We start from the raw sequence: 21649 nt of genomic DNA, 5'->3' as shown, positions 1-21649 counted from the left end.
GGGGCTTTCTCGTGAAAGCCTCTGCGCGGTTCCGATTCCTGAGAAACGCTTGAAAGTTAATCCCTTCTTAACCGGCTTGTCGTCTATTCCCCGATACCCCGCTGTGCGCGCCGGACTCTCAAAGGTCAGGGCCAGCGTGTAGACTTCTGGGCAATCGATATTTAGAAGGGAAACGCAATGAGCGAGGAAACGATGCGATTGGGCCGTGAACGGCGCTATCTGGTGTTGCTGGGCATCATCTGCCTGGCGCTGATCGGTGGCGCGCTGTACATGCAAATTGTTCTGGGCGAGGCGCCATGCCCGCTGTGCATACTGCAACGTTATGCGTTGCTGCTGATCGCGCTCTTCGCGTTCATCGGCGCGGCCATGCGCACCCGCCGCAGCATCACGGTATTTGAAACCCTGGTGGTGATCTGCGCCCTGGCAGGCGTCGGGGTGGCCGGGCATCACGTCTATACCCAGTTCTATCCGGCGGTCAGCTGCGGCATCGATGTGCTGCAGCCGATTGTCGACGGTTTGCCACTGGCGAAGATCTTCCCGCTGGGCTTCCAGGTCGACGGCTTCTGCTCCACGCCGTACCCGCCGATCCTCGGTCTGTCGCTTGCACAGTGGGCGCTGCTAGCCTTTGTGCTGGTCGTGGTGCTGGTGCCGCTGCTCACTTCACGTAACCGCAAAGCGCTGCGCTGAAGTCATCCGCCGTATCGCTACGTCATACAAAAAAACGCCCCGGCCCTCGTTGAGGGGGCCGGGGCGTTTTGCATTTCAGGGCGCAGGTAAAATGACCTTGATGCGTGACAAGTATGGGTGCGGCACGTGTGCGACATGTTGTCACAGCGGGAGTGTCGCAAGGCATTTCAAGGCGCCGAATTGGTACACGGCTACGCAACAAAATTGCCCTTCTTTAGCGTCTGGCGACTTCAGCCCCAACAATCCGGAACAGGCAGTTTTAACAGGCCCTGGCGAATTGCCGAAGCCCTTGTCACATGGGGGCTTTGGCAGGGTCGAAGGAGGGCGCAGCGCCTTCGATACTGTCTGAACTACCTGAGGTAGACCTACAATTTTTGGTGTTTTTGTTGAGAATTAATTTCGATACCATGGCGCACTTTTGCAAATACCGTTAATGATTGTTGCTGGAATGGATAAAAATTATTTCGGGATGAGACATGGTTTATAAAACGTTACATATCTACAATCGCCCGCACTGAAATCCCGGCACTGCTCATCCCTGAGCAGGAATAGGGCGTCGAGAGGCCGAATGGCTTCATGCGACTCCCAGGTGTCGGTGCCTTCCAATTATCCGCACCAAATGGAATTGGTCTGTAACAAGGCCTTTGACCACGAATTCGAATAAGAACGCAACGCTAGCCCAGGATTTGTCGAACAGCGTCTGACGCGCGACGGGCAGCCACTTATTCAATCCAAGAAAAATGCCAACCCTTGGCAGGGTGAAGTGTTGGCGATCAAAACCCAACTGCATTGCGCAAGCTGCTTTAGAGGTCGTGAGATGAGTAAAAACAGGTACCCCAGACTACTAGGCTTATTGCCGCTGATCGGCACGTTGTTGCTGTCAGGCTGCAACATGACCTTGCTCGATCCCAAGGGCCAGGTCGGCCTGGACGAGCGAAACCTGATCATCACCGCAACGCTGCTGATGCTGTTGGTCGTGGTTCCGGTCATCGTCATGACCTTCCTGTTCGCCTGGAAATACCGCGCGTCCAACACCGACGCTGTCTACACGCCGAAATGGTCGCACTCCACCAAGATCGAAATCGCGGTGTGGGCTGTTCCAGTGCTGATCATCATTGCCCTGGGTTATGTCACCTACAAGTCGACCCACGCGCTGGATCCTTACAAGCCGCTGGAATCCGACGTCAAGCCGATCACCATTGAAGTAGTCGCCCTGGACTGGAAGTGGATGTTCATCTACCCGGAACAAGGCATCGCTACCGTCAACAAGATCGTGTTCCCGGCGCACACACCGATCAACTTCAAGGTGACTTCGGACTCCGTGATGAACTCGTTCTTCATCCCGGCCCTGGGCGGCCAGATCTACGCGATGGCCGGCATGCAGACCAAACTGCACCTGATCGCCAACCAGAACGCTGAAATGGACGGTATCTCCGCCAACTACAGCGGCGCTGGTTTCACCGGCATGAAATTCAAAGCTATCGCCACCTCTCAGGAAGATTTCGACGCCTGGGTCAGCGAAGTCAAAAAGGCACCTAAACAGCTTGAAAAAGCTGAATACGAAGCCCTTTCCAAGCCAAGCCAGAACAACCCAGTCGAGCTCTACTCCTCGGTCACGCCGAACCTGTTCCAGATCATCGTCGACAAGTACGAAGGCATGAATCCGGGCAAGCCGATGCACCACGAGAAGAAAGAGCACGAAATGGCCGCCATGGAAGGGATGGACATGAGTTCGCATTCAGCTGCCGGGGCAGAGGAGTAAACGATGTTTGGTAAATTAAGTTGGGAAGCGGTCCCGTTCCACGAACCGATCGTGATGATAACCATCGCCATGATCGCGCTCGGTGGTCTGGCGCTGTTCGCTGCAATCACCTATTTCAAGAAGTGGACCTATCTGTGGTCCGAGTGGCTGACCTCGGTCGACCACAAGAAAATCGGCGTGATGTACATCATCGTTGCCATGGTCATGCTGCTGCGCGGTTTTGCCGACGCCATGATGATGCGTACCCAGTTGGCCATGGCCACCGAGGGTTCGCCTGGCTACCTGCCGCCTGAACACTATGACCAGATCTTCACCGCTCACGGTGTGATCATGATCATCTTCATGGCGATGCCATTCTTCACCGGCCTGATGAACCTTGCAGTGCCGCTGCAGATCGGCGCGCGTGACGTTGCCTTCCCGTTCCTGAACTCCCTGAGCTTCTGGCTGCTGGTGTCTGGCGTGGTGCTGATCAACTTGTCCCTGGGCGTCGGCGAATTCGCCAAGACCGGTTGGGTTGCCTATCCACCGCTGTCGGGCCTGCAATACAGCCCGGGCGTGGGGATGGATTACTACATCTGGGCACTACAGCTATCCGGGTTGGGTACGACGCTGACGGGGGTCAACTTCCTGGCCACCGTGCTGAAAATGCGTACCCCGGGCATGAAGCTGATGGACATGCCGATCTTCACCTGGACCTGCACCTGGGCCAACGTCCTGATCGTGGCCTCGTTCCCGATCCTGACCGCTACCCTGGCACTGCTGACGCTTGACCGTTACATGGATTTCCACATTTTCACCAATGAACTTGGTGGCAATCCGATGATGTACGTCAACCTGTTCTGGGCCTGGGGTCACCCCGAGGTTTACATCCTGATTCTGCCGGCGTTCGGGATCTTCTCCGAAGTCATCTCGACCTTCACCGGCAAGCGTCTGTTCGGCCACCACTCGATGGTCTACGCATCGGGCGCGATCTCGATCCTGGGCTTCATGGTCTGGCTGCACCACTTCTTCACCATGGGTTCGGGTGCCAGCGTCAACGCCTTCTTCGGTCTGGCGACGATGCTGATTTCGATCCCGACGGGGGTGAAGCTATTCAACTGGCTGTTCACCATTTACCAAGGGCGTCTGCGTTTCACCAGCCAGGTTCTGTGGACCCTGGGCTTCATGGTGACCTTCGCCATCGGCGGCATGACCGGCGTACTGCTGGCCATTCCGGGTGCGGACTTCGTCCTGCACAACAGCCTGTTCGTGATCGCTCACTTCCACAACGTGATCATCGGCGGCGCGGTATTCGGCTACATCGCAGGCTTCGGCTTCTACTTCCCGAAAGCGTTCGGCTTCAAGCTGCACGAAGGTTGGGGCAAGGCAGCGTTCTGGTTCTGGATCTCGGGCTTCTTCGTCGCGTTCATGCCGCTCTATGCACTGGGCTTCATGGGCATGACCCGTCGTCTGAACGCCACCACCAACCCTGAGTGGGTGCCGTACCTGTACGTCGCCATGTTCGGTGCGGTGATGATCGCGGCCGGTATCGCCTGCCAGCTGATTCAGCTGTACGTCAGCGTGCGTGATCGCAACAAGCCGGAAAACATGTGCGATCACGGTGACCCGTGGAATGCGCACACGCTGGAATGGTCGACCTCGTCGCCACCACCGTTCTACAACTTTGCCGTGCTGCCAAAAGCGGACACCATCGATCCGTTCACCGAAGCCAAGGAAAACGGTACCGCGTACAAGGCTCCGGCCCGTTACGAACCGATCCACATGCCAAACAACACCGCGACCGGTGTGGTCATGGGTGCTCTGTTGACCGTGTTCGGTTTCGCGATGATCTGGCACATCTGGTGGTTGGCCATCGTTGGCCTGGTTGGCACCGTGGGCTACTTCGTGATCCACGCTGCCCGCGATGATCAGGGCTATATGGTGCCGGTCGACGTGATCGAGCGCATCGAAGCCGAGCAGCACAAGCGTCTGGTAGCGGCCGGGAAAGTTCCAGCCACTGCCACCCGTGTTGAAACCTCGTTGGAACAGGCTTAAACCATGTCGAACTTAGTGACCACTGCTGGACACGCCCATGGCACGGACCATGGGCACGACGACCATCACCACGACTCGGGCGAGATGACCGTATTCGGTTTCTGGCTCTACCTGATGACCGACTGCATTTTGTTTGCGTCGATCTTCGCGGCGTACGCGGTACTGGTTAACAACGTAGCGGGTGGCCCGTCGGGCCACGACATCTTCGAACTGCCGTACGTACTGGGCGAAACCGCTCTGCTGCTGTTCAGTTCGATCACCTACGGCTTCGCCATGCTGGCGTTGTTCAAGGGCAAGAAGAACCAGGTCCTGGGCTGGCTGGGCATGACCTTCCTGTTCGGTGCCGGCTTCATCGGCATGGAGATCAACGAGTTCCACATGCTGATCTCCGAAGGCTTCGGCCCGAGCCGCAGCGGCTTCCTGTCCGGGTTCTTCACCCTGGTCGGCACCCACGGTCTGCACGTGACCAGCGGTCTGATCTGGATGGCGATCATGATGTATCAGGTGCAGAAAAACGGCCTGACGGCGACCAACAAGACCCGTCTGAGCTGCCTGAGCCTGTTCTGGCACTTCCTGGACGTGGTGTGGATCTGCGTATTCACCGTTGTTTATCTGATGGGGACTATGTAAATGGCTAACGCTCATTCCCACGATAGCCACGACGCCAGCCACGGCAGCGTCAAGTCTTACGCTATCGGTTTCATTCTGTCGGTGATCCTGACGGTCATTCCTTTCGGCCTGGTGATGTACCCATCGCTGCCGAAAGCCCTGACCCTGTGGATCGTACTGGCCTTCGCAGTGATCCAGGTGCTCGTGCACCTGGTGTACTTCCTCCACCTGGACCGCTCCGCTGCCCAGCGTAACAACGTGATCGCGTTTGTCTTCGCTGCACTGGTAATCGTTCTGTTGGTAGGCCTGTCGCTGTGGATCATGTACAGCATCCACACCAACATGATGGCGCACTGAGGAAAGTCCGGATGTCCTTTAAGCACTTTATCCAAATCACCAAACCGGGGATCATTTTCGGTAACGTGCTTTCTGTGGCGGGCGGATTTTTCCTGGCCTCGAAAGGGCATGTCGATCTGGCCATTTTCCTGGCCGCCATGATCGGCACGTCGCTGGTGGTGGCTTCCGGTTGCGTGTTCAACAACTGCATCGACCGCGACATCGACCTGAAGATGGAACGCACCAAAAACCGGGCGCTGGTCCAGGGCTTGATCTCCCTGAAACTGGCCCTGGCGTTTGCGACCGTCCTGGGTGTTTTCGGCGTTGCACTGTTGTACAAAGTGGCCAACCCATTGGCCGCTTTGTTCGCGGTGATTGGCTTTGTCATCTACGTCGGCTTCTACAGCCTGTACCTCAAGCGCAAGTCGGTTCACGGCACGCTGGTGGGCAGTCTGTCGGGCGCCATGCCGCCGGTGATTGGCTACGTCGCGGTGACGAACAGCTTCGACATGGCCGCACTGACGTTGCTGGTGATGTTCAGCCTGTGGCAGATGCCGCATTCCTACGCCATCGCGATCTTCCGCTTCAACGATTACCTGGCCGCATCGATTCCGGTGTTGCCGGTGAAGCGCGGGATTCAAGTGGCGAAGAAGCACATCCTGCTCTACATCCTGGCGTTCCTCGTGGCGACCTTGATGCTGACCTTCAGCGGCTACGCCGGCATGAGCTACCTCGCCGTCGCCGCGGCCATGGGCATGTACTGGTTGTACATGGCCTGGACCGGTTACAAGGCAGTGGATGACACGGTCTGGGCACGCAAGCTGTTCGTGTTCTCGATCTTCACCATTACCGCGTTGAGCGTGATGATGTCGCTGGACTTTAAAGTGCCGAGTGAGCTGTTGCTGACGTACGCGCCTTAAGGTTTCGATGCCGAAAAGAAAAGCCCCGCCTTCGAGAGAAGTGCGGGGCTTTTTGTTGGGGATTGTCTGGTGGACCGTGTCGCCGCTTTCGCGAGCAAGCCCGCTCCCACATTAGTTTGGCGCCGGTCACAAAAGTGCTGGCAACGCCGATCAAATGTGGGAGCGGGCTTGCTCGCGAAGGCCTCACCGCGGTGTATCAAGAATGCTCAGCTATCAAGCAACCGAAAAAACCGTTCCCGCACCTGGGTGTTATCGCTATGCGCCACGTTGAAACGCAGGAAGTGGCTAGCGCTCGGCGCTTTGCTGAGCAGGGTGCCGGGCGCCAGTACAAGGTCGATTTCCAGGCCTTTCCTTGCCAGTGTTTCGGCATGCAGCCCTTCGGGCAGACGCGTCCAGATAAACAACCCTTCCCCCGGCAGCGAAGACACCGAGCAACCTGCCTCCTCCAGCCAACTCGTCACCCGACTGCTCGACTCGTAAAGCCGATCTACCGTGCGCCGGGTATGTTTGGCATAGCTGCCATCACTGAGCATCGTGCAGATAATCTGCTCCGCCAGTTCCGACGTCATGCCACCGCAGGCCATTTTGAGCGCAACCAGCCGCGCAGCCAGTTGCGGTGACAGTACCGCGTAGCTGACACGGCTGTTAGCCGTCAGGGTTTTGGAGAAACCGGATACGTAACTGACATTGTCCAGCCCGCCCGCTGCCAGACGCTGCGTGCTTCGTTGCTGCAAGTCGCAATACAAATCGTCTTCGATGATGTGGAAACCATAGCGGTGGCTCAACTCCAGCAAGCGATAAACCTGCGCCGGTGAGAACGAATGCCCGGTCGGGTTGTGCAAGGTATTGTTGGTCATGTAGAGCACGGGACGATGGGCAATCAGCAGTCGCTCGAAGGCCTCAAGGTCCATGCCGTCACTCCCGCGGGGGATGGTGATGACCCTGACACCATGCAAGGCCAGATTGGTGTGCATGGTGAAGTAACACGGATCGTCGAGCAGCACCGTGTCGCCGGGCTTGACCAGCAAGCGCATCAGCATGTCGATGGCCTGCACGGTGTTGGCCGTGGTGATGATCTGGTCCACCGGCACTTCGATGCCCAAGGCCGACAGCTTGACCCGCAACGCCTCGCGCAGCGGCAGGTAACCGCCGGCGACGCCGTATTCGCCCATGCGAAGGGAGGTTGCGCGCAACGTGCCACGCACGGCTTTAAGCAACTCTTCAGCCGGCAGCCACGAGGACGGCAGGAAACCGGCCCCAGGGCGCAGCGCGCCATTGTCCAGCAGCACCGCGCGGCGGACCACGCTGAGCGTGTCTTGAGGTTGCAGGTCCGGGCCGGCATCGGTCTTGATCGGGGTGCTGGAACGGTGCACGTAATGCCCCGAGCCCTGGCGTGAAACCACCAAACCCTTGGCCCGCAAGCGGTCCAGAGCATCCACCACCGTGGATTTGCCCACGTTCATCAACTCGGAGAGTTCGCGGATTGACGGTAGTTTGGTCTCGTGAGACAGCCCGCCCTGGCTGATCGCCACCGACAACTGATCGACGATCTGCTGGACCAGCGGCACGCCAGGCTGGAACTCGATGGTGGCGATGACTGCGCGTTGAATCTGAATTTTACTGGTCTCTCCGGCAATAAAGTTCGTTCGATTCTATACAAACTTGCTCTGATCAAGACGGACGTTTCTCACTACCATCGGCTTACAGGTATTGCGGAATGTTAGTGCTTTAAGCCCTTCAAACCGTTGCTTTCCGCTCTGTGACCGGGTTAGTGAATCCGGTCGCAAAATCGCTACTAAAAGGAGTTCCCAAAATGTACGCAATCGATACGTTCGAAACTTGCACCTCAGATCCAAAGGTAATAACCCACCTCCGTCCAATCACAGGAGGTGCCCAATGACCAATCCCCAAGACCTAACAACCATTGGCCTCACCCCCTTTTCCTATCACGCTAACAAACCACTATTCCGCATAAACGCCGGCGTCCCGGTGATTCAAGCCCTCTCCCACGCCTCTGATCTGCTCCACGTCGCCAAACACCTTGCATCAGACGCCGCCATGGTTCGCGATGCAGACCGCCATGCCTGGGCGTCGCATTTTTTGCAGGATATGAGCAAAGCGATCATCGATGACGTGGTAAAGGTGCTCGACGCACCGGGTAGCAACCGCGCGTGAACAAAAAAAGCCCCGCACTTCTTTCGAGGGCGGGGCATTCAGGTGTTCGCTCGTCAGTTCAATCGTTTTCGAATCTAAGGGACATCAATTTGATCCAAGCTGATTTTCATAGGCCGGCCCCCGAATCGAGATCTTTGGGCTAATCTGTCAAAAAAATGGATCCAATTTTTGATCGAGGGGGAGAGATGACTGAACACATGACCTGTGATGAACGATTCATCGCGCTGGCAAAAGAGCTCGGTTACGACATCTACGGTGAGAATACGGCCGGCGGGCATTACGCGCTGTTGGTGCGGCATCACGATCAGCTTTATATCAGCGGTCTGGTGCCGCGGATGAATGGTGAAATTCAGTATCCGGGCAGGGTAGGCCTGGATCTGACGCTGGCAGATGCACAGAGCGCTGCCAGCATCAGTGCGTTGCGCGGTCTGGCATTGATTGTTGATTCCATCGGTTCGCTGGACAAAATCAAGTCGCTATTGCGCGTCACGGTATACATAAAGTCCACCGCGGATTTTGTCGATTTGAGCGAAGTGGCCAACGGTGCGTCGGACGTTTTCAGTCATGTACTGGGCGATGCCGGTAAACATACACGAACCACGATCGGCGTTTATCAACTGCCGAAAGACGCAGCCATTGAAGTTGACATGATCGTGGCGATACGGCCATCAACGCTCTAACGATGAACCAGCAGGCAATAGAAAGGCCCGCGCTGAATCTCAGTGCGGGCTTTTCAGTCATCGATGGCGTGTGTTACTGCGCGGCGATGCTGTAGCCATCGAACGCGGTTTGCTGCTGAAGCGCGGTGATGATGTTCTTGCGGTTAACCGCTTGTTCGGCCCCGGCATTGTCCAGGAACGTCTCGCTTTCCAGTTCCGCTTCTTCGCCTTCACCGACGAAGGTGAAACCCAGGAACTCCAGCGCTTCACGGTCAACGTTCAGTCGCGAACGCGGGGTGCGCAGCGGCAGCGTCACGCTGATCCCGTCTTTGCTGATGGTGAACACTTCGACATCTTTCTTGGCGCGAGCAGCCTTGCTTTTGCCACTACTCGGGTTGCTGATGGCCTGGTGGGTCTGGTTCAGCACTTTCAGTGCGAGGCCATAGACCAATTCCTGAAATGCCGGGTCGTCCTTGAAACTGGAGAGAATCCGGCTGATCGGGAATTTGCTGCTCAAGTCTTCCAGGGCTGCGATGTCGGCAGCCTCGGCGTCCTTGAGCTGCTTGAGTTCGCCCATCAAATCGTAGGCTTTATCGTCGTCGAAGCTGTCGTGAGCCTGGCGAATCGCGGCGCGCAGCTCGCGGATCTGGTCGCTTTCCCGGGTGGACTGGAAAGCGTCCAGGACCATCTCGCTGATGGTCTTGGCCTGGGGCACGTGCTGTGAAAGATTGATGGAGTTTTCGTATTCCGCTTTGGACGACAAGGTGACTACGGATTCAGCGGTATTGGAATCGGACATTGAAATTTCACTACTTCTTTTAACTTGGGTTGAGGCGAGAAAGCACAGGGCCTTTTCAGGCCGCCTAATCTATTGGACCGAGGCGGCGTTGTCACGGATGAACAGGCGGCGGGTCATCATTTTTGGCACAGCGGCTTTTTTAACCGGGTGGCCAAGGCAGTCGACTATTTCCCCAGCGTATTCAGATTCATCGACCGAACCGCCAATTGCTCAGCCGTTTGCTGGTCCACCGGCAACGAAAAGCGGAAGGTCGCGCCGCGGCCGGGAACGTCAATCAGCTGGATCTCGCGGCCGTGCAATTGCAGGATCCGGTGCACGATCCGCAACCCCAGTCCACCGTCACGCCGTGCGCCGCCAATGTTGAACGGGCGCAGGAACAGACCTTCGCGCAGTTCGGCAGTGATGCCGGGGCCGGTGTCGCTGACGGTGACTTCAATAAAAGGTCCTTGACGGCGCAGGCTGAGCTCGATTTCTCCCCCTTGCGGGGTGTGGCGCAGGGCGTTGTCGAACAGGTTGGTGAGCACCCGCTCGATCAACCCAAGGTCGGCGCAGGCCGCTGAAACATTGGGTGCAAAGGTGGCCTTGAGTTCGACGTGACGCGCCTCGGCCGTCAGTTCGAATTTCTGGAAAATGTCCTGCACCAGATCGGTCAGCGAAAAACGTTCCAGCACCGGTTGCACGAAACCATGTTCCAGGCGCACAAGTTCCAGTAGCGATTGCGCCAGTCCACCCACCTTGCGGCTTTGATCCAGTGCGATGCCCAGGTAACGGCGGCGATCGGTGGGGGACAACGTGGCGTCCTTGAGCGACAAGGTTTCCAGGTAACCGTGCAGCGAGGCCAGAGGCGTGCGCAGGTCGTGGGAGATGTTAGCCACCAGTTCGCGGCGTTCCTGATCCTGGCGGGTCAATGAACGCCATTGCTCACCGAGGCGAGCTTGCATCTGCCGGAAGGCGGCATCGAGTATGGCAATTTCATCGTGGCTGGCGGCTTGTTCCACCGGGACGGATGCCGGCGGCGTTACCGGAGTGCCATCAATGTCGAAGCGGCTGACAGTTTCGGTCAAACGGCGCAAAGGTCGGGTGATGAGGGCGAATGCCGTGAGACCGGCAATCAGGCACAGCAACGCCACCAGCCCGATGGACAACAGCGCGGTATTCAGGGCGGCGCTGGTGGCGCCGCGTTCGGCGAAGCGGTCGTGCTCTTCGCTGAGCAGCACCACATAGAGATAGCCCACCGATTTGCCGTTGACCTGTAATGGCGCGGCGCTGAACACTTTGCGGCCATCAATGCTGCGCGGATCGTCGCCGAGAATCGGCAGGGCATCGCCCTTGAGCAGGCGCTGGATCGGCGCCAGATCGACCCGCTCCCGGTGTATCCGACCCTCGGGCGCAGCACTGCCGACAATCCGGCCCTCGGTGTCGAGCAGATAGACCTCGACACTGGGATTTACCAGCATCAGTTGACTGAACAGGTCGCGCACGGCGTCGGGCATCAGGCCTTTGGTGTCCATCAGCACGGTGTCATGGGCGATGTGCCGGGCCAGATCCCGCGACAACCCTTGCACCACTTCCAGCTCATGCATCTGGTTGGACCGCACCTGCAACCAGGCCGACGTGCCGCAGCACACGAGCAGCAACACGGCGAACACCAGAGACAGGCGTTGAGTCAGGGTCAGTCTCACGGCTGCTCCTCCCTGGCCGCGAATTTGTAGCCGCGTCCCCACACGGTGAGGATGCGCGCCGGTTGCGCCGGATCGGCCTCGATCTTTGCCCGCAGGCGGTTGATGTGAGTGTTGACGGTGTGCTCGTAGCCTTCATGGCTGTAACCCCAGACGGCGTTGAGTAGGTCCATGCGCGAGAACACTTTGCCGGGCTGACGGGCGAAGAAATACAACAGGTCGAACTCCCGTGGCGTGAGGTCGAGGCGGCGACCGTCAAGGGACACATCGCGCGTGATCGGGTCGATGGAGAGGCCGTCCGTGATCAGACTGCCGGCGTCCATTTTCAGGTTGCGGGCCATGGCGTCGACCCGTCGCAACAGCGCTTTGACCCGGGCCACCAGCTCGAGCATCGAGAAGGGTTTGGCCAGGTAATCGTCGGCGCCGAGTTCGAGCCCGAGAATCCGGTGCACTTCGCTGGAGCGCGCGCTGGTAATGATGATCGGTGTGTAGCGGGCCATGGCGCGGGCCCGGCGGCAGATTTCCAGGCCGTCGACGCCGGGCAGCATCAGGTCGAGGATCAGTGCGTCCCAGCTTCCTTGCTGCAGCAGTCGCATGCCTTCATCGCCATCGGCGCAGTGCACCACCTCGAACTGCTCATCGCGTAGATGCAGGCAGATAAGGTCGGCGATATGCAGGTCGTCCTCGACCACGAGGACGCGTTTGGTCTGTTCCATCAAGCTCAATCCTTCGGCGCAATGAGCGCATTGTGCGGGTTTTCCGGGGCCAGAGTTATCACGAATTATTTAACTCTCCGTGAGGATTTGGCGATCAACCCAAGCCTAGGCTGTGTTCCATGACAGGCACCTGGAATTTTCGGAGACGACCATGATTTCACGGCGACAGTTTCTCGTAGCAAGCGGCGGGCTAGGCGCTGCAGCCCTGGTCATCGGTGTATTGCCAAAATTTGCCGCGAGCTCTGCACTGGTCAGTGATGCCAGCGCGGCAGAGGTGTTCGAGGTGACTCACAGCGACAACGAATGGCGCGCCATGCTCAGCGCCGAGCAGTACGAAATCCTGCGCGAAGAGGGCACCGAACGGGCCTACAGCAGCCCGCTGAACAACGAGCACCGTGAAGGTACGTTTGCCTGTGCCGGTTGCGACCTGCCGTTGTTTTCTTCCGCGACCAAGTTCGACAGCCGCACCGGTTGGCCGAGTTTCTGGGCACCGCTGGACAAGGCTGTGGCCACTCGTCAGGACCGTTCCTTCGGGGTGCTGCGCGAAGAAGTCCACTGCCGGCGTTGTGGCGGTCATCTGGGCCATGTCTTCGACGATGGGCCCAAACCCACCGGTCTGCGTTACTGCATGAACGGCCTGGCGATGACTTTTGTGCCGAAGACAGCTTGATCCGCGGGTACTCCCTTTCACTCATTTTTGCAGGTCGACGTTATGTGGCTTCTAGTCCTCGCTTATCTCGGTGGTGTGTTGACGATTGTCAGCCCGTGCATCCTGCCGGTACTGCCCTTTGTCTTCGCTCGCACCGGGCAGCCGTTCATGAAGAGCGGGTTGCCGCTATTGGCGGGAATGGCGCTGACCTTTGCGCTCGTCGCCTCGTTGGCGGCGGTGGGTGGCGGTTGGGTGGTGCAAGTCAATCAGTACGGTCGCTGGCTCGCGTTGCTGTTCGTTGCACTGTTCGGGCTGACGCTGTTGCTGCCGCGACTGGCCGAGCGCCTGACGCGGCCACTGGTGGCAGCGGGCAGCCGGTTGTCGGAAGCCGCGGGCGCCGATGCCCGGCCGCGTCCCGGCGCTTCGTTCCTGATCGGCGTCGCCACGGGCCTGCTCTGGGCTCCGTGTGCCGGGCCGATTCTGGGGCTGTTGCTGACCGGAGCCGCGCTGCAAGGGGCAAGCATCGCAACCACCTTGTTGTTGCTGGCCTACGCCGCGGGTACCGCAACTTCCCTCGCGGTGGCGCTGCTGCTGGGCGGTAAAGTCTTCGCGGCGATGAAGCGTTCCATCGGCGCTGGCGAGTGGCTGCGTCGAGGCCTTGGCGCCGCGATGCTGGCGGGTGTCGCGGCGATTGCCCTGGGGCTCGATACCGGGATCCTGGCGCGGGTTTCGACGGCGTCCACCGGCGGTATCGAGCAGGCTTTGGTTGGACGGCTGGCCGGAAAATCACCGAACGGTAGCGGGGCGATGATGGCGCAGGTTCCGGCCTCGGGAAGTGCAATGAAAGTGGCTGACAAAGCGCCGGGCGCACTGCCGATTGAAGGCAACCTTCCATCGCTGGACGGCGCGGTGCAATGGCTCAACTCGCCACCGCTCACAGTGCAGGCCTTGAAGGGCAAAGTCGTGCTGGTGGATTTCTGGACTTACTCCTGCATCAACTGTCTGCGCACACTGCCGTATGTGAAGGCTTGGGCCGAGAAGTACCGCGATCAGGGATTGGTGGTGATTGGCGTCCATGCGCCCGAGTTTGCTTTCGAACGAGACGTAGGCAATGTCACCAAAGCGATGAAGGACCTGGGCATCAACTACCCAGTGGCCATCGATAATGACTTCAAGATCTGGCGAGCTTTCAACAACGAATACTGGCCGGCTCACTATTTTGCCGACGCTCAGGGTCGCATTCGTTATCACCACTTTGGCGAAGGCGAGTACGCCGAATCGGAGCGGGTGATCCAGCAACTGCTGCGCGAAGCAGGTGCCGTGAAGGTCGCGGACGGTCTGATCAATGCCAGCGCCGAGGGTGTTCAACTGGCCCCGGACATGAACGAAGTGCAATCACCGGAAACCTATGTCGGCTACCAGCGTGCCGAGCATTTCGTGCCTGAAACCAGCCTGGTGCCGGACAAGGTGTCGGCCTATAGCGCTCCATCGCAATTAGCACTCAACGACTGGAGCCTGGACGGTCAATGGAATGTCGGCTCGGAGCGGGCGACTTCAAGCGGCCCGGCCAGTCGCATCGTCTACCGCTTCCATGCCCGCGATCTGCACCTGGTGCTGGGGCCTGGCACTCACGGTAAACCGGTGCGTTTCAAAGTGTTGATTGACGGAAAAGCCCCCGGTACCGACGTGGCGCCCGACGGCAGCGGCAGCGTGACTGAACAACGCTTGTACCAGTTGGTGCGCCAATCCGGTGGCGTGACGGATCGGATTTTCAGCATCGAGTTTCTCGATCCCGAAGTGTCGGCGTATGCGTTTACGTTCGGTTGATCGTCATTCCATTCATTCAGGAATCAGTCTCATGAAAACCCTATTCACCTGGCGCCGCACCCTGTTGGGCCTGGCCGCTGCCGGCGTCATCGGCCAATGCCTGGCGTTCTCTTTCGGTGCGGCGGAAGACGCGGTCATTATTCCTCCACCCACCCTCGACGAAACCACCCAGGCCGACAGCGAAAAGGCGGTCTTCGCCGGCGGTTGCTTCTGGGGCGTCCAAGGTGTGTTCCAGCATGTCAAAGGAGTGAAGAAAGCGGTCTCCGGTTACGCCGGCGGTGCAGTCAACACCGCTCAGTACGAACGGGTCAGCAATGGCGATACCGGTCATGCGGAATCCGTCGAAGTCACCTTCGACCCCCGTCAGGTCAGCTACGGCACCTTGCTGCAAATCTACTTTTCGGTGGCTCACAATCCTACCGAACTCAACCGTCAGGGACCTGACCGCGGCACTCAGTATCGCTCGGCGCTTTTCCCGGAAAACAGCGAACAGCAGCGTATCGCTCAGGCCTACATCGCCCAGCTCGACGCCGCCCATTCGTTCAACAAACCCATTGTCACCAAGCTGGAGACCTACAACGGTTTTTACCCGGCCGAGGAGGAACATCAGGACTTTCTGACCGAGCACCCGACCTATCCCTACATCGTGATCAACGATCTACCGAAGGTCGCGCAGTTGAAAAAGCTGTATGCGGATCGGTATCAGGAGAAACCGGTGTTGGTGAAGGCGGGGATGTGAGAAGTGAAGGGCATAGCCCTTACCCCGAAATCACATTCTTGCCCGCGATCTTCGACCGATACAGCGCTTGATCAGCCCTGGCCAGCAGTCCGGTCTGTTGTTCTTCGTCAAAGCGCTGAACCACGCCAAAACTCATGGTCACTTGAAAGTCCCCCACGGGTAGCAGGCTTGCGAGGCCATGGCGGATACGTTCAGCGAGGGCCCGGGCATCGACGAATGGTGTATTGGGCAGGATCAGGATGAACTCGTCGCCGCCCCAACGCGCGAGCAGATCGCCTTCACGCACGCAGTGCTTCACGCTCTCGACTACCTGCACCAACGCCGCATCACCCAGCGCATGGCCATAGTGATCGTTGATGTTCTTGAAGTCGTCGATGTCCATGGCTATCAACGACAGCGGTTGTCGAAAGCGCTGGGCGCGTTCGCATTCCTGGGGCAGGGCTTTTTCCAGAAGATAGCGATTGGCGATTGAGGTCAGTGTGTCGGTTTCCGCCAGTTTGCGGTTTTCTTCGAGTTGGATTTGCAGTTGCTGATTGACGCGAGACAACTCTCGGGTGCGTTCTTCAACGATCGCTTCAAGGGATTGGTTGCGTTGTTCAAGCGCTTCGAACAGGCGCTTTTTGTCGTCGATGCTGCGGTGCGCGCCGACCATCCGCGCCACCGAACCGTCGGCATTGCGTGCCAGTATGTAGCCACGGTCTTCGATCCAGGTATAGCTGCCATCCTGCATGCGGCAGCGATACTCGGCCTGATAGCCGGGGGCGCACTGATTCAGGTAGTCGTCGAACAGCGCCATGACCTGCTGGTAATCGTCGGGATGGATCACGTTTTCCCAGGTCAACACGTTGTTATCCAGGGAATGAGGCGGGTAGCCGAGCATCTCGTACCACCCGGGGTTGCGATAGACGAACCCGGTGTTGGCATTCCAGTCCCAGATGCCGTCGCTGACCAGTTCCAGAATGGTGTGCAGCATGTCTTCGTTCAAATCCGACAGATTGAACTTCAACGGCTCGATATTCGACGCTTCACTCATCTCCGCACTCCCTGCCGCCCTGATATCTAAGTGACCCGCCTGTCGAGGAGATTAGTGCATGGGGTATTCGGTCGGCTAGTGCTTGCCCCATCTCTGCAAGGCAAAGTCGACGAAACTACGCAGTTTTGGCAAACGGTAGCGATCCTGGGCATACATCAGGTTCATCGGTCGGCTCGGCGGCAGGTAATTCTGCATCAATGCCACCAGTTTTCCGTCCTTGAGATCTTGCTCCATCAACGCATCAGGCAACACCACGATGCCCATACCGGTTCGCGCCGCTTGATGCAGTCCTGCCGAACTGTTGATCAACATCGGTCCATTGACCGCGACCGCCACTTCTCCCTCGGGGCCGGTCAGGCGCCAATGTTTTTCCACCGACTGCCAGTCATCCCCGGCTGGATAGGCAAAGGATAGACAGTCGTGGTGTTGCAGATCATCAGGTTTCTGCGGTGTGCCTTTGCGCGCCAGGTACTCCGGTGATGCACACATGGTCAGGCTGTAGTCGAGGAGTGGACGGGCGATCAGGTGGGCCTCCTCGGTATTGCCCAGGCGAAATGCCACGTCGAAACCGTTTTCGAGCAGGTCCGGACGGCGATTGGTGAGGACCACATCCAATTTGACGCGTGGACACAGCAGGGCGAATTCACTCAGGGCGGGTGCCAGTTTTTCGGTGCCGAACGTCAGCGGTGCGGTGATGCGCAAGGTGCCGCTCGGTTCATCGAGAGCCTGCTCGGCCAAGCGTTCGGAATCGGCGACCAGCCCCAGCACTTCGAGGCAACGCTGGTAATAAGCGGTGCCGAATTCCGTTAACCGCTGGCGTCGCGTCGTACGGTTGAGCAGGCGCACACCCAGGCGTTGCTCCAACGCCCGCAGGTGATTGCCGACCATGGTGGTGGACATTTCGCACTGCAACGCGGCGGCGGTCATGCTGCCGGTTTCCACCACTTTGACGTAAACGGTCATTGCCTGGAACAAATCCATTATCAAACCCAGCTTTAAAATGATTGAAGTGTTTCAGCGTTTATCTAGCTCAGGTGGCTAACCATACTGCAAAAACACCGACCGTTGATGGAGCTTGATGTCATGACCGCCGCCTGCCTGATGACCACTTACCAACCCTTGGCCTTGAGTTTCAGCAAGGGCCTGGGCACACGCCTGTGGGATCAGGCCGGTCGTGAATACCTGGACGCGGTGGCGGGCGTGGCGGTGACCAATGTGGGCCACTCCCACCCCAGAATCGTCTCCGCCATCAGTGAACAGGCTGGCCTGTTGCTGCACACCTCCAATCTTTACAGCATCGACTGGCAACAGCGGTTGGCGCAAAAACTGACCCGGTTGGCGGGCATGGAGCGAGCCTTCTTCAACAACTCCGGTGCCGAAGCCAACGAGACCGCGCTGAAACTTGCACGGTTGTACGGTTGGCACAAAGGCATCGAACAACCGCTGGTGGTGGTCATGGAAAACGCTTTCCACGGCCGGACGCTCGGCACCTTGTCCGCCAGCGACGGCCCGGCCGTGCGCCTGGGGTTCAGCGAGCTGCCGGGAGACTTCGTCAAAGTGCCGTTCGGCGACCTCAAGGCGTTGGACAAGGTGCAGCAAGCCCACGGCCCGCGCATCGTGGCGATTCTGATGGAGCCGATTCAGGGGGAAAGCGGTGTCCAAATGGCCCCGCCCGGTTACCTGAAAGCCATTCGCGAACTCTGCACTCGCCGCTCGTGGCTGCTGATGCTCGACGAAATCCAGACTGGCATCGGCCGCACCGGCCAGTGGTTTGCCTTTCAGCACGAAGGCATCGTTCCGGACGTCATGACCCTGGCCAAGGGCCTGGGCAACGGTATTCCCATCGGCGCCTGCCTGGCTCGGGGCAAAGCCGCCGACCTCTTCACCCCCGGCAGTCACGGCAGCACTTTCGGCGGCAATCCACTGGCCTGCCGCGTGGGTTGCACGGTGCTGGAAATCATTGAAGAACAAGGGCTGCTGGAAAACGCCAAACTTCAGGGCCAGCGTTTGCTGGCCAGATTGCGCATTGAATTGGCGGACGACCCGAACATCCTGGAGATCCGCGGCCAGGGCTTAATGATCGGCATCGAACTCAAACAACCGATTCGCGACCTGACCCTCATCGCCGCACGGGATCACGGCTTGCTGATCAACGTGACACGGGGCAAAACCATTCGCTTGCTGCCGCCGTTGACGATTGATGAGCGGGAAGTGGAGATGATTGTCAGAGGGGTTTGCCGGGCGGTGAAGGTGGCCTGATACACCATTGATCGTTCCCACGCTCCGCGTGGGAATGGCTTTTCTTGATGTCCGTGACCATTAATTCGGGGACTAACTTGCTCCGTGCAAACATACGCATCCTTGATAAATAGTGTGATTAGTTGGCGTGTAGCAGGGTGTTCGCAAATGTTGTGATTTCGGTTCGATCCCAGAGTTTGATTTTTGAACCGCTGAACACTTCGAATAGGCGTTGATGCGCGGCAAACCCACTGGACTCTTCGCGCGTACGATAGCTGCCGGCCCAGTCGAGCAATGCAATCAACAGCTCGTCATTCTTGTCCCGCAGCGCCTCTCGCTGACGAACATTGGCAACACATTCCTCATCTTCAACACACAGCCAGATCAGTGTTGTCGCCCGAGGCAAGAGTTCGCTGATGATCCAGCCGTAAACGCCTTCGATCACCCAGCGCTCTTCATCTGCCGCGAGCCGTGCCATTCCCAGCGCTTCGGCGCTTGGACGGGCGATGCTGGCTTCGTCTGATTCCCAGTGAATCAAGTCGAGATCGGTCCACGGCGCGTGAAGTTGTTCAGCCAAGCGTTTAGCCAACCAACTTTTGCCTGAGCCAGAGTTGCCGATGATCAGGGTTCGGGTGAGGTTCATGGTCACTCGCCATTTCAGTCTTCGTTTGCAGGCGCAACCATCCGCGTCTTCGGCGAACCGTTCGAGTTGTGCTGATAGATCTCCTGCGGCTGTCCTTTTTCATTAAAGAACACTTGCCCGATCCCCGCCGAATTCCACAGCCGTTCACCCGCTTCAGCATGTTCCGGGACATGCGGAACAATGCGCATGCGTCGGCGTTTGGTCAGCCAGTTCAGTGGCGAGCGGGGCGAGTAGAGCCAGCGGTTGAGGCGGTCGAACCACTCGAGCAGGGCGGGCGGGAATTCGTTTTTGATGCCGCTGCTGGTGATCTGCCAGATGCGCGGGCCGGCCTTGCGGTGTCGGATCAATACTTCGTAGACGAAGGAATAATGCACATCGCCTGATAGCACCACGTAATTACCGGGTGTACGCGAGTGTCGGAAAATGTTCAGGATCACCTGGGCCGCGCCGCGATGGGCCATCCAGTTTTCGGCGTCCACCAGCAGGGGATAACCGCACCAGCTGAAAACGCGCTGCACGGTTTCGATCAGTTTGACGCCGAAGATCGGCGCCGGCGAAACGATGATGGCCGAAGGGTGATCGAGCAGTTCCTGTTGCAGTTCGCTGAGGGCTTCCCAGTCCAGTAGACCCGAGGGCTGCTTGAGGTTCATCTCGCTGCGCCAGCGTCGGGTGCGGGTGTCGAGGACCACGATGGCCGGGCTGGTGGGCAGCACGTAATGCCAGTTCTGAAATCTCAGCAGTTCGTCAATCAACTCGTCCTGAATGTCACTGTCGAGGTAGCGGTCATGCCCGGTCGCGCTCAATCCGTCGGCCTTCTTCAGCACAGCGCCGAACGCATCCGGGTTGTTGCCCCAGCCTTGGCACAGCATATAAGCAATCAGCGCGTTGCCGATGATGCGTCTGGAGAACGGATGGCCGTAGGCCGTTTCCTCCCATTGCGCGGAAAGATTCCAGTCATCGGTAATATCGTGATCGTCAAAAATCATCAGGCACGGCAGGTGAGCGAATGCTCGGGCGACACCTTCCAGACCGGCCTTGAAGCCATCGATGCGCGTCTGCTCAAGCGCATAACGCTCGCGTCTTTCAGGCGTCAGTGCCGGTGGTAGCGGGACGATCAATGTCCAGGGAGTCGGCGACCAGACCAGCAGGTACATGGCCATGACTTCGGCGAACGTCACCAGATGGTTGTCGGCACTGCTGCTGGTGAAAATCGGCTTACGCGCTCCACCGAAAAATCGCTCGCGCAGGGTTTCGTTGCTTTCCAGCGCCGGTAACAAATCCGCACGATGGTAGTAGCTGGCGGGGTGCTCGTAGAGTTTGGCGCTGTCACTGACCACCGCGCCTTCGAGGTGCTCTTCGAACAGCCCCAAGCGCTTGATCAAGGCATGGATGGCTCGCAGCATTGGGCCCGCGACATCGTCGGCATAAACCTGATCACCACTCATCATCAACAGCGCCGGACGTTTGTGTGCATCCGGCTCCGCCTCCAGCAAACGATCGACGCACAGCAAACCGTCCGGGGCCGGATGATGAGGTTTGCGGCAGGAACCGTGCAACAGATGATCGGCCCGTTTACGCAGGACGAAGTTGGGGCAACGGGCGTCGCCGTACAGCAAGTGCGGGGCCCAATCGGCGATGCCTGTGCCAGCGTCGTCAATCAGCAGGTCGTATTCGATTAACGTGTCGCAGGGCAGGGCGGCGTCCAGCGACACATCGATCAAATGAACAAAGGCCTGGGTGCCCACCGCAATGACCGTGCACTGACTCGCGTCGAGGTGGATAGCGTCGCGATCTTGCAGGCGCAACCTCAGCGACAATGCCCGCGACCCCACCAGCCACATCACCAGCCGCGTGGGTTCCAGACGCCGCAACAGCGGCCCGACCAGGACCGGTGGCAGTGAGTGTTGATCATCAGGTAATGGTGAAGAAATAGACATGCAGGTTCAAGACACCGGGCGCAGAGGAGCGGGCGATGATAGCGCAGCTGGCGTAAAGGCATGGTTGTGGGAGCGAGCTTGCTCGCGATGGCGGCGCTACATTCAACATCAATGCAGACTGAACTGCCGCTATCGTCGGAACGCCGCCCGGAGCAAGCTCGCTCCCACAGGTTGCGGTGTTTACCCCCTTAACTGACCGGCATTAGC

20 protein-coding genes are annotated in these 21649 nt (G+C 58.6%); 12 read left to right on the top strand and 8 right to left on the bottom strand.

Translation table 11 applies throughout. The features are described 5' to 3' along the window. Positions 1-177 precede the first annotated feature (177 nt). The 6 genes from CUN63_RS07270 to cyoE all read left to right on the top strand — a co-directional run bounded on the left by CUN63_RS07270 (position 178) and on the right by cyoE (position 6348). Positions 178-687, top strand: coding sequence for a disulfide bond formation protein B (locus CUN63_RS07270; protein ID WP_129438267.1), 510 nt, complete (start codon positions 178-180; stop codon positions 685-687). Between the two features lie 817 nt (positions 688-1504). Next, entirely contained in the window at positions 1505-2449 is a 945-nt protein-coding gene (gene cyoA, locus CUN63_RS07260; RefSeq protein WP_008147621.1) for a ubiquinol oxidase subunit II, read from the top strand. A 3-nt stretch (positions 2450-2452) separates the two neighbouring features. After that, a complete protein-coding gene (gene cyoB / locus CUN63_RS07255) occupies positions 2453-4483 on the top strand; it encodes a cytochrome o ubiquinol oxidase subunit I (protein WP_129438263.1) in 2031 nt (676 codons plus the stop codon). Between the two features lie 3 nt (positions 4484-4486). Then, a complete protein-coding gene (locus CUN63_RS07250) occupies positions 4487-5113 on the top strand; it encodes a cytochrome o ubiquinol oxidase subunit III (RefSeq protein WP_008147627.1) in 627 nt (208 codons plus the stop codon). Next, on the top strand, positions 5114-5449 hold the full coding sequence (gene cyoD, locus CUN63_RS07245) for a cytochrome o ubiquinol oxidase subunit IV (RefSeq protein WP_033061037.1): 336 nt from the start codon (positions 5114-5116) through the stop codon (positions 5447-5449). 11 nt (positions 5450-5460) lie between these two features. After that, positions 5461-6348 carry a heme o synthase gene (gene cyoE, locus CUN63_RS07240; protein ID WP_095132943.1) on the top strand — a complete coding sequence of 296 codons (888 nt, stop codon included), beginning with the start codon at positions 5461-5463 and terminating at the stop codon, positions 6346-6348. 206 nt (positions 6349-6554) lie between these two features. Here the strand turns inward: cyoE and CUN63_RS07235 are convergent, their stop codons facing one another. After that, the gene (locus CUN63_RS07235; RefSeq protein ID WP_129438261.1) at positions 6555-7964 is read right to left on the bottom strand and encodes a PLP-dependent aminotransferase family protein; all 1410 of its coding nucleotides are present in this window, start codon (positions 7962-7964) and stop codon (positions 6555-6557) included. Between the two features lie 280 nt (positions 7965-8244). Between CUN63_RS07235 and CUN63_RS07230 the strand changes: the two genes are divergently transcribed. Together CUN63_RS07230 and CUN63_RS07225 are read left to right on the top strand one after the other, a co-directional pair. Beyond that, positions 8245-8523 (top strand): DUF3077 domain-containing protein, encoded by a 279-nt coding sequence (locus tag CUN63_RS07230; protein WP_129438259.1) that lies wholly within the window; start codon positions 8245-8247, stop codon positions 8521-8523. A 185-nt stretch (positions 8524-8708) separates the two neighbouring features. Further along, entirely contained in the window at positions 8709-9203 is a 495-nt protein-coding gene (locus CUN63_RS07225; RefSeq protein WP_129445070.1) for a RidA family protein, read from the top strand. A 73-nt stretch (positions 9204-9276) separates the two neighbouring features. On the opposite strand, the gene CUN63_RS07220 is transcribed toward CUN63_RS07225, so the two are convergent. From CUN63_RS07220 to CUN63_RS07210, 3 genes are all read right to left on the bottom strand, one after another. Next, positions 9277-9981: a hypothetical protein gene (locus CUN63_RS07220; protein WP_129438257.1), complete on the bottom strand. Its 705-nt coding sequence runs from the start codon at positions 9979-9981 to the stop codon at positions 9277-9279. 164 nt (positions 9982-10145) lie between these two features. Next, entirely contained in the window at positions 10146-11663 is a 1518-nt protein-coding gene (locus CUN63_RS07215) for a HAMP domain-containing sensor histidine kinase (RefSeq protein ID WP_129438255.1), read from the bottom strand. After that, the gene (locus CUN63_RS07210) at positions 11660-12376 is read right to left on the bottom strand and encodes a response regulator transcription factor (protein WP_123365373.1); all 717 of its coding nucleotides are present in this window, start codon (positions 12374-12376) and stop codon (positions 11660-11662) included. Before CUN63_RS07210 ends, CUN63_RS07215 begins: the two co-directional genes overlap by 4 nt. A 151-nt stretch (positions 12377-12527) precedes the next feature. Here CUN63_RS07210 and msrB point away from each other — a divergent pair, with 151 nt between their 5' ends. The 3 genes from msrB to msrA are packed head-to-tail and all read left to right on the top strand — an operon-like array spanning position 12528 to position 15591. Next, the gene (gene msrB / locus CUN63_RS07205) at positions 12528-13046 is read left to right on the top strand and encodes a peptide-methionine (R)-S-oxide reductase MsrB (protein WP_129438253.1); all 519 of its coding nucleotides are present in this window, start codon (positions 12528-12530) and stop codon (positions 13044-13046) included. A gap of 42 nt (positions 13047-13088) precedes the next feature. Next, entirely contained in the window at positions 13089-14852 is a 1764-nt protein-coding gene (locus CUN63_RS07200) for a cytochrome c biogenesis protein DipZ (protein ID WP_129438251.1), read from the top strand. A 31-nt stretch (positions 14853-14883) separates the two neighbouring features. Beyond that, a complete protein-coding gene (msrA, locus tag CUN63_RS07195) occupies positions 14884-15591 on the top strand; it encodes a peptide-methionine (S)-S-oxide reductase MsrA (protein ID WP_129438249.1) in 708 nt (235 codons plus the stop codon). A gap of 19 nt (positions 15592-15610) precedes the next feature. Here the strand turns inward: msrA and CUN63_RS07190 are convergent, their stop codons facing one another. Continuing rightward, positions 15611-16624: a sensor domain-containing diguanylate cyclase gene (locus CUN63_RS07190; RefSeq protein ID WP_129438247.1), complete on the bottom strand. Its 1014-nt coding sequence runs from the start codon at positions 16622-16624 to the stop codon at positions 15611-15613. 75 nt (positions 16625-16699) lie between these two features. Continuing rightward, positions 16700-17605 carry a LysR family transcriptional regulator gene (locus CUN63_RS07185; protein WP_056743154.1) on the bottom strand — a complete coding sequence of 302 codons (906 nt, stop codon included), beginning with the start codon at positions 17603-17605 and terminating at the stop codon, positions 16700-16702. 102 nt (positions 17606-17707) lie between these two features. On the opposite strand from CUN63_RS07185, the gene CUN63_RS07180 reads away from it, so the two are divergent. Continuing rightward, positions 17708-18883, top strand: a complete 1176-nt coding sequence (locus tag CUN63_RS07180; protein ID WP_129438245.1) for an aspartate aminotransferase family protein — start codon at positions 17708-17710, stop codon at positions 18881-18883. Positions 18884-19001: 118 nt separating this feature from the next. On the opposite strand, the gene CUN63_RS07175 is transcribed toward CUN63_RS07180, so the two are convergent. After that, on the bottom strand, positions 19002-19505 hold the full coding sequence (locus tag CUN63_RS07175) for an adenylate kinase (RefSeq protein ID WP_129438243.1): 504 nt from the start codon (positions 19503-19505) through the stop codon (positions 19002-19004). A gap of 14 nt (positions 19506-19519) precedes the next feature. Continuing rightward, entirely contained in the window at positions 19520-21442 is a 1923-nt protein-coding gene (locus tag CUN63_RS07170; RefSeq protein WP_129438241.1) for an alkaline phosphatase D family protein, read from the bottom strand. Between the last annotated feature and the right edge of the window lie 207 nt (positions 21443-21649).

The organism is Pseudomonas sp. ACM7 (genome assembly GCF_004136015.1).
GTDB classification, from domain to species: domain Bacteria; phylum Pseudomonadota; class Gammaproteobacteria; order Pseudomonadales; family Pseudomonadaceae; genus Aquipseudomonas; species Aquipseudomonas frigoris.
This window is presented reverse-complemented; position numbering and strand designations above follow the sequence as displayed.

Coding starts and splice junctions, on each gene's coding strand:
- CUN63_RS07220 (WP_129438257.1), bottom strand. CDS start 9,981: ATGTCCGATTCCAATACCGCTGAATCCGTAGTCACCTTGTCGTCCAAA.
- CUN63_RS07185 (WP_056743154.1), bottom strand. CDS start 17,605: ATGGATTTGTTCCAGGCAATGACCGTTTACGTCAAAGTGGTGGAAACC.
- CUN63_RS07170 (WP_129438241.1), bottom strand. CDS start 21,442: ATGTCTATTTCTTCACCATTACCTGATGATCAACACTCACTGCCACCG.
- msrA (WP_129438249.1), top strand. CDS start 14,884: ATGAAAACCCTATTCACCTGGCGCCGCACCCTGTTGGGCCTGGCCGCT.
- CUN63_RS07175 (WP_129438243.1), bottom strand. CDS start 19,505: ATGAACCTCACCCGAACCCTGATCATCGGCAACTCTGGCTCAGGCAAA.
- cyoE (WP_095132943.1), top strand. CDS start 5,461: ATGTCCTTTAAGCACTTTATCCAAATCACCAAACCGGGGATCATTTTC.
- CUN63_RS07210 (WP_123365373.1), bottom strand. CDS start 12,376: ATGGAACAGACCAAACGCGTCCTCGTGGTCGAGGACGACCTGCATATC.
- CUN63_RS07230 (WP_129438259.1), top strand. CDS start 8,245: ATGACCAATCCCCAAGACCTAACAACCATTGGCCTCACCCCCTTTTCC.
- CUN63_RS07250 (WP_008147627.1), top strand. CDS start 4,487: ATGTCGAACTTAGTGACCACTGCTGGACACGCCCATGGCACGGACCAT.
- CUN63_RS07180 (WP_129438245.1), top strand. CDS start 17,708: ATGACCGCCGCCTGCCTGATGACCACTTACCAACCCTTGGCCTTGAGT.
- cyoA (WP_008147621.1), top strand. CDS start 1,505: ATGAGTAAAAACAGGTACCCCAGACTACTAGGCTTATTGCCGCTGATC.
- CUN63_RS07270 (WP_129438267.1), top strand. CDS start 178: ATGAGCGAGGAAACGATGCGATTGGGCCGTGAACGGCGCTATCTGGTG.
- CUN63_RS07225 (WP_129445070.1), top strand. CDS start 8,709: ATGACTGAACACATGACCTGTGATGAACGATTCATCGCGCTGGCAAAA.
- CUN63_RS07200 (WP_129438251.1), top strand. CDS start 13,089: ATGTGGCTTCTAGTCCTCGCTTATCTCGGTGGTGTGTTGACGATTGTC.
- CUN63_RS07190 (WP_129438247.1), bottom strand. CDS start 16,624: ATGAGTGAAGCGTCGAATATCGAGCCGTTGAAGTTCAATCTGTCGGAT.
- cyoD (WP_033061037.1), top strand. CDS start 5,114: ATGGCTAACGCTCATTCCCACGATAGCCACGACGCCAGCCACGGCAGC.
- cyoB (WP_129438263.1), top strand. CDS start 2,453: ATGTTTGGTAAATTAAGTTGGGAAGCGGTCCCGTTCCACGAACCGATC.
- msrB (WP_129438253.1), top strand. CDS start 12,528: ATGATTTCACGGCGACAGTTTCTCGTAGCAAGCGGCGGGCTAGGCGCT.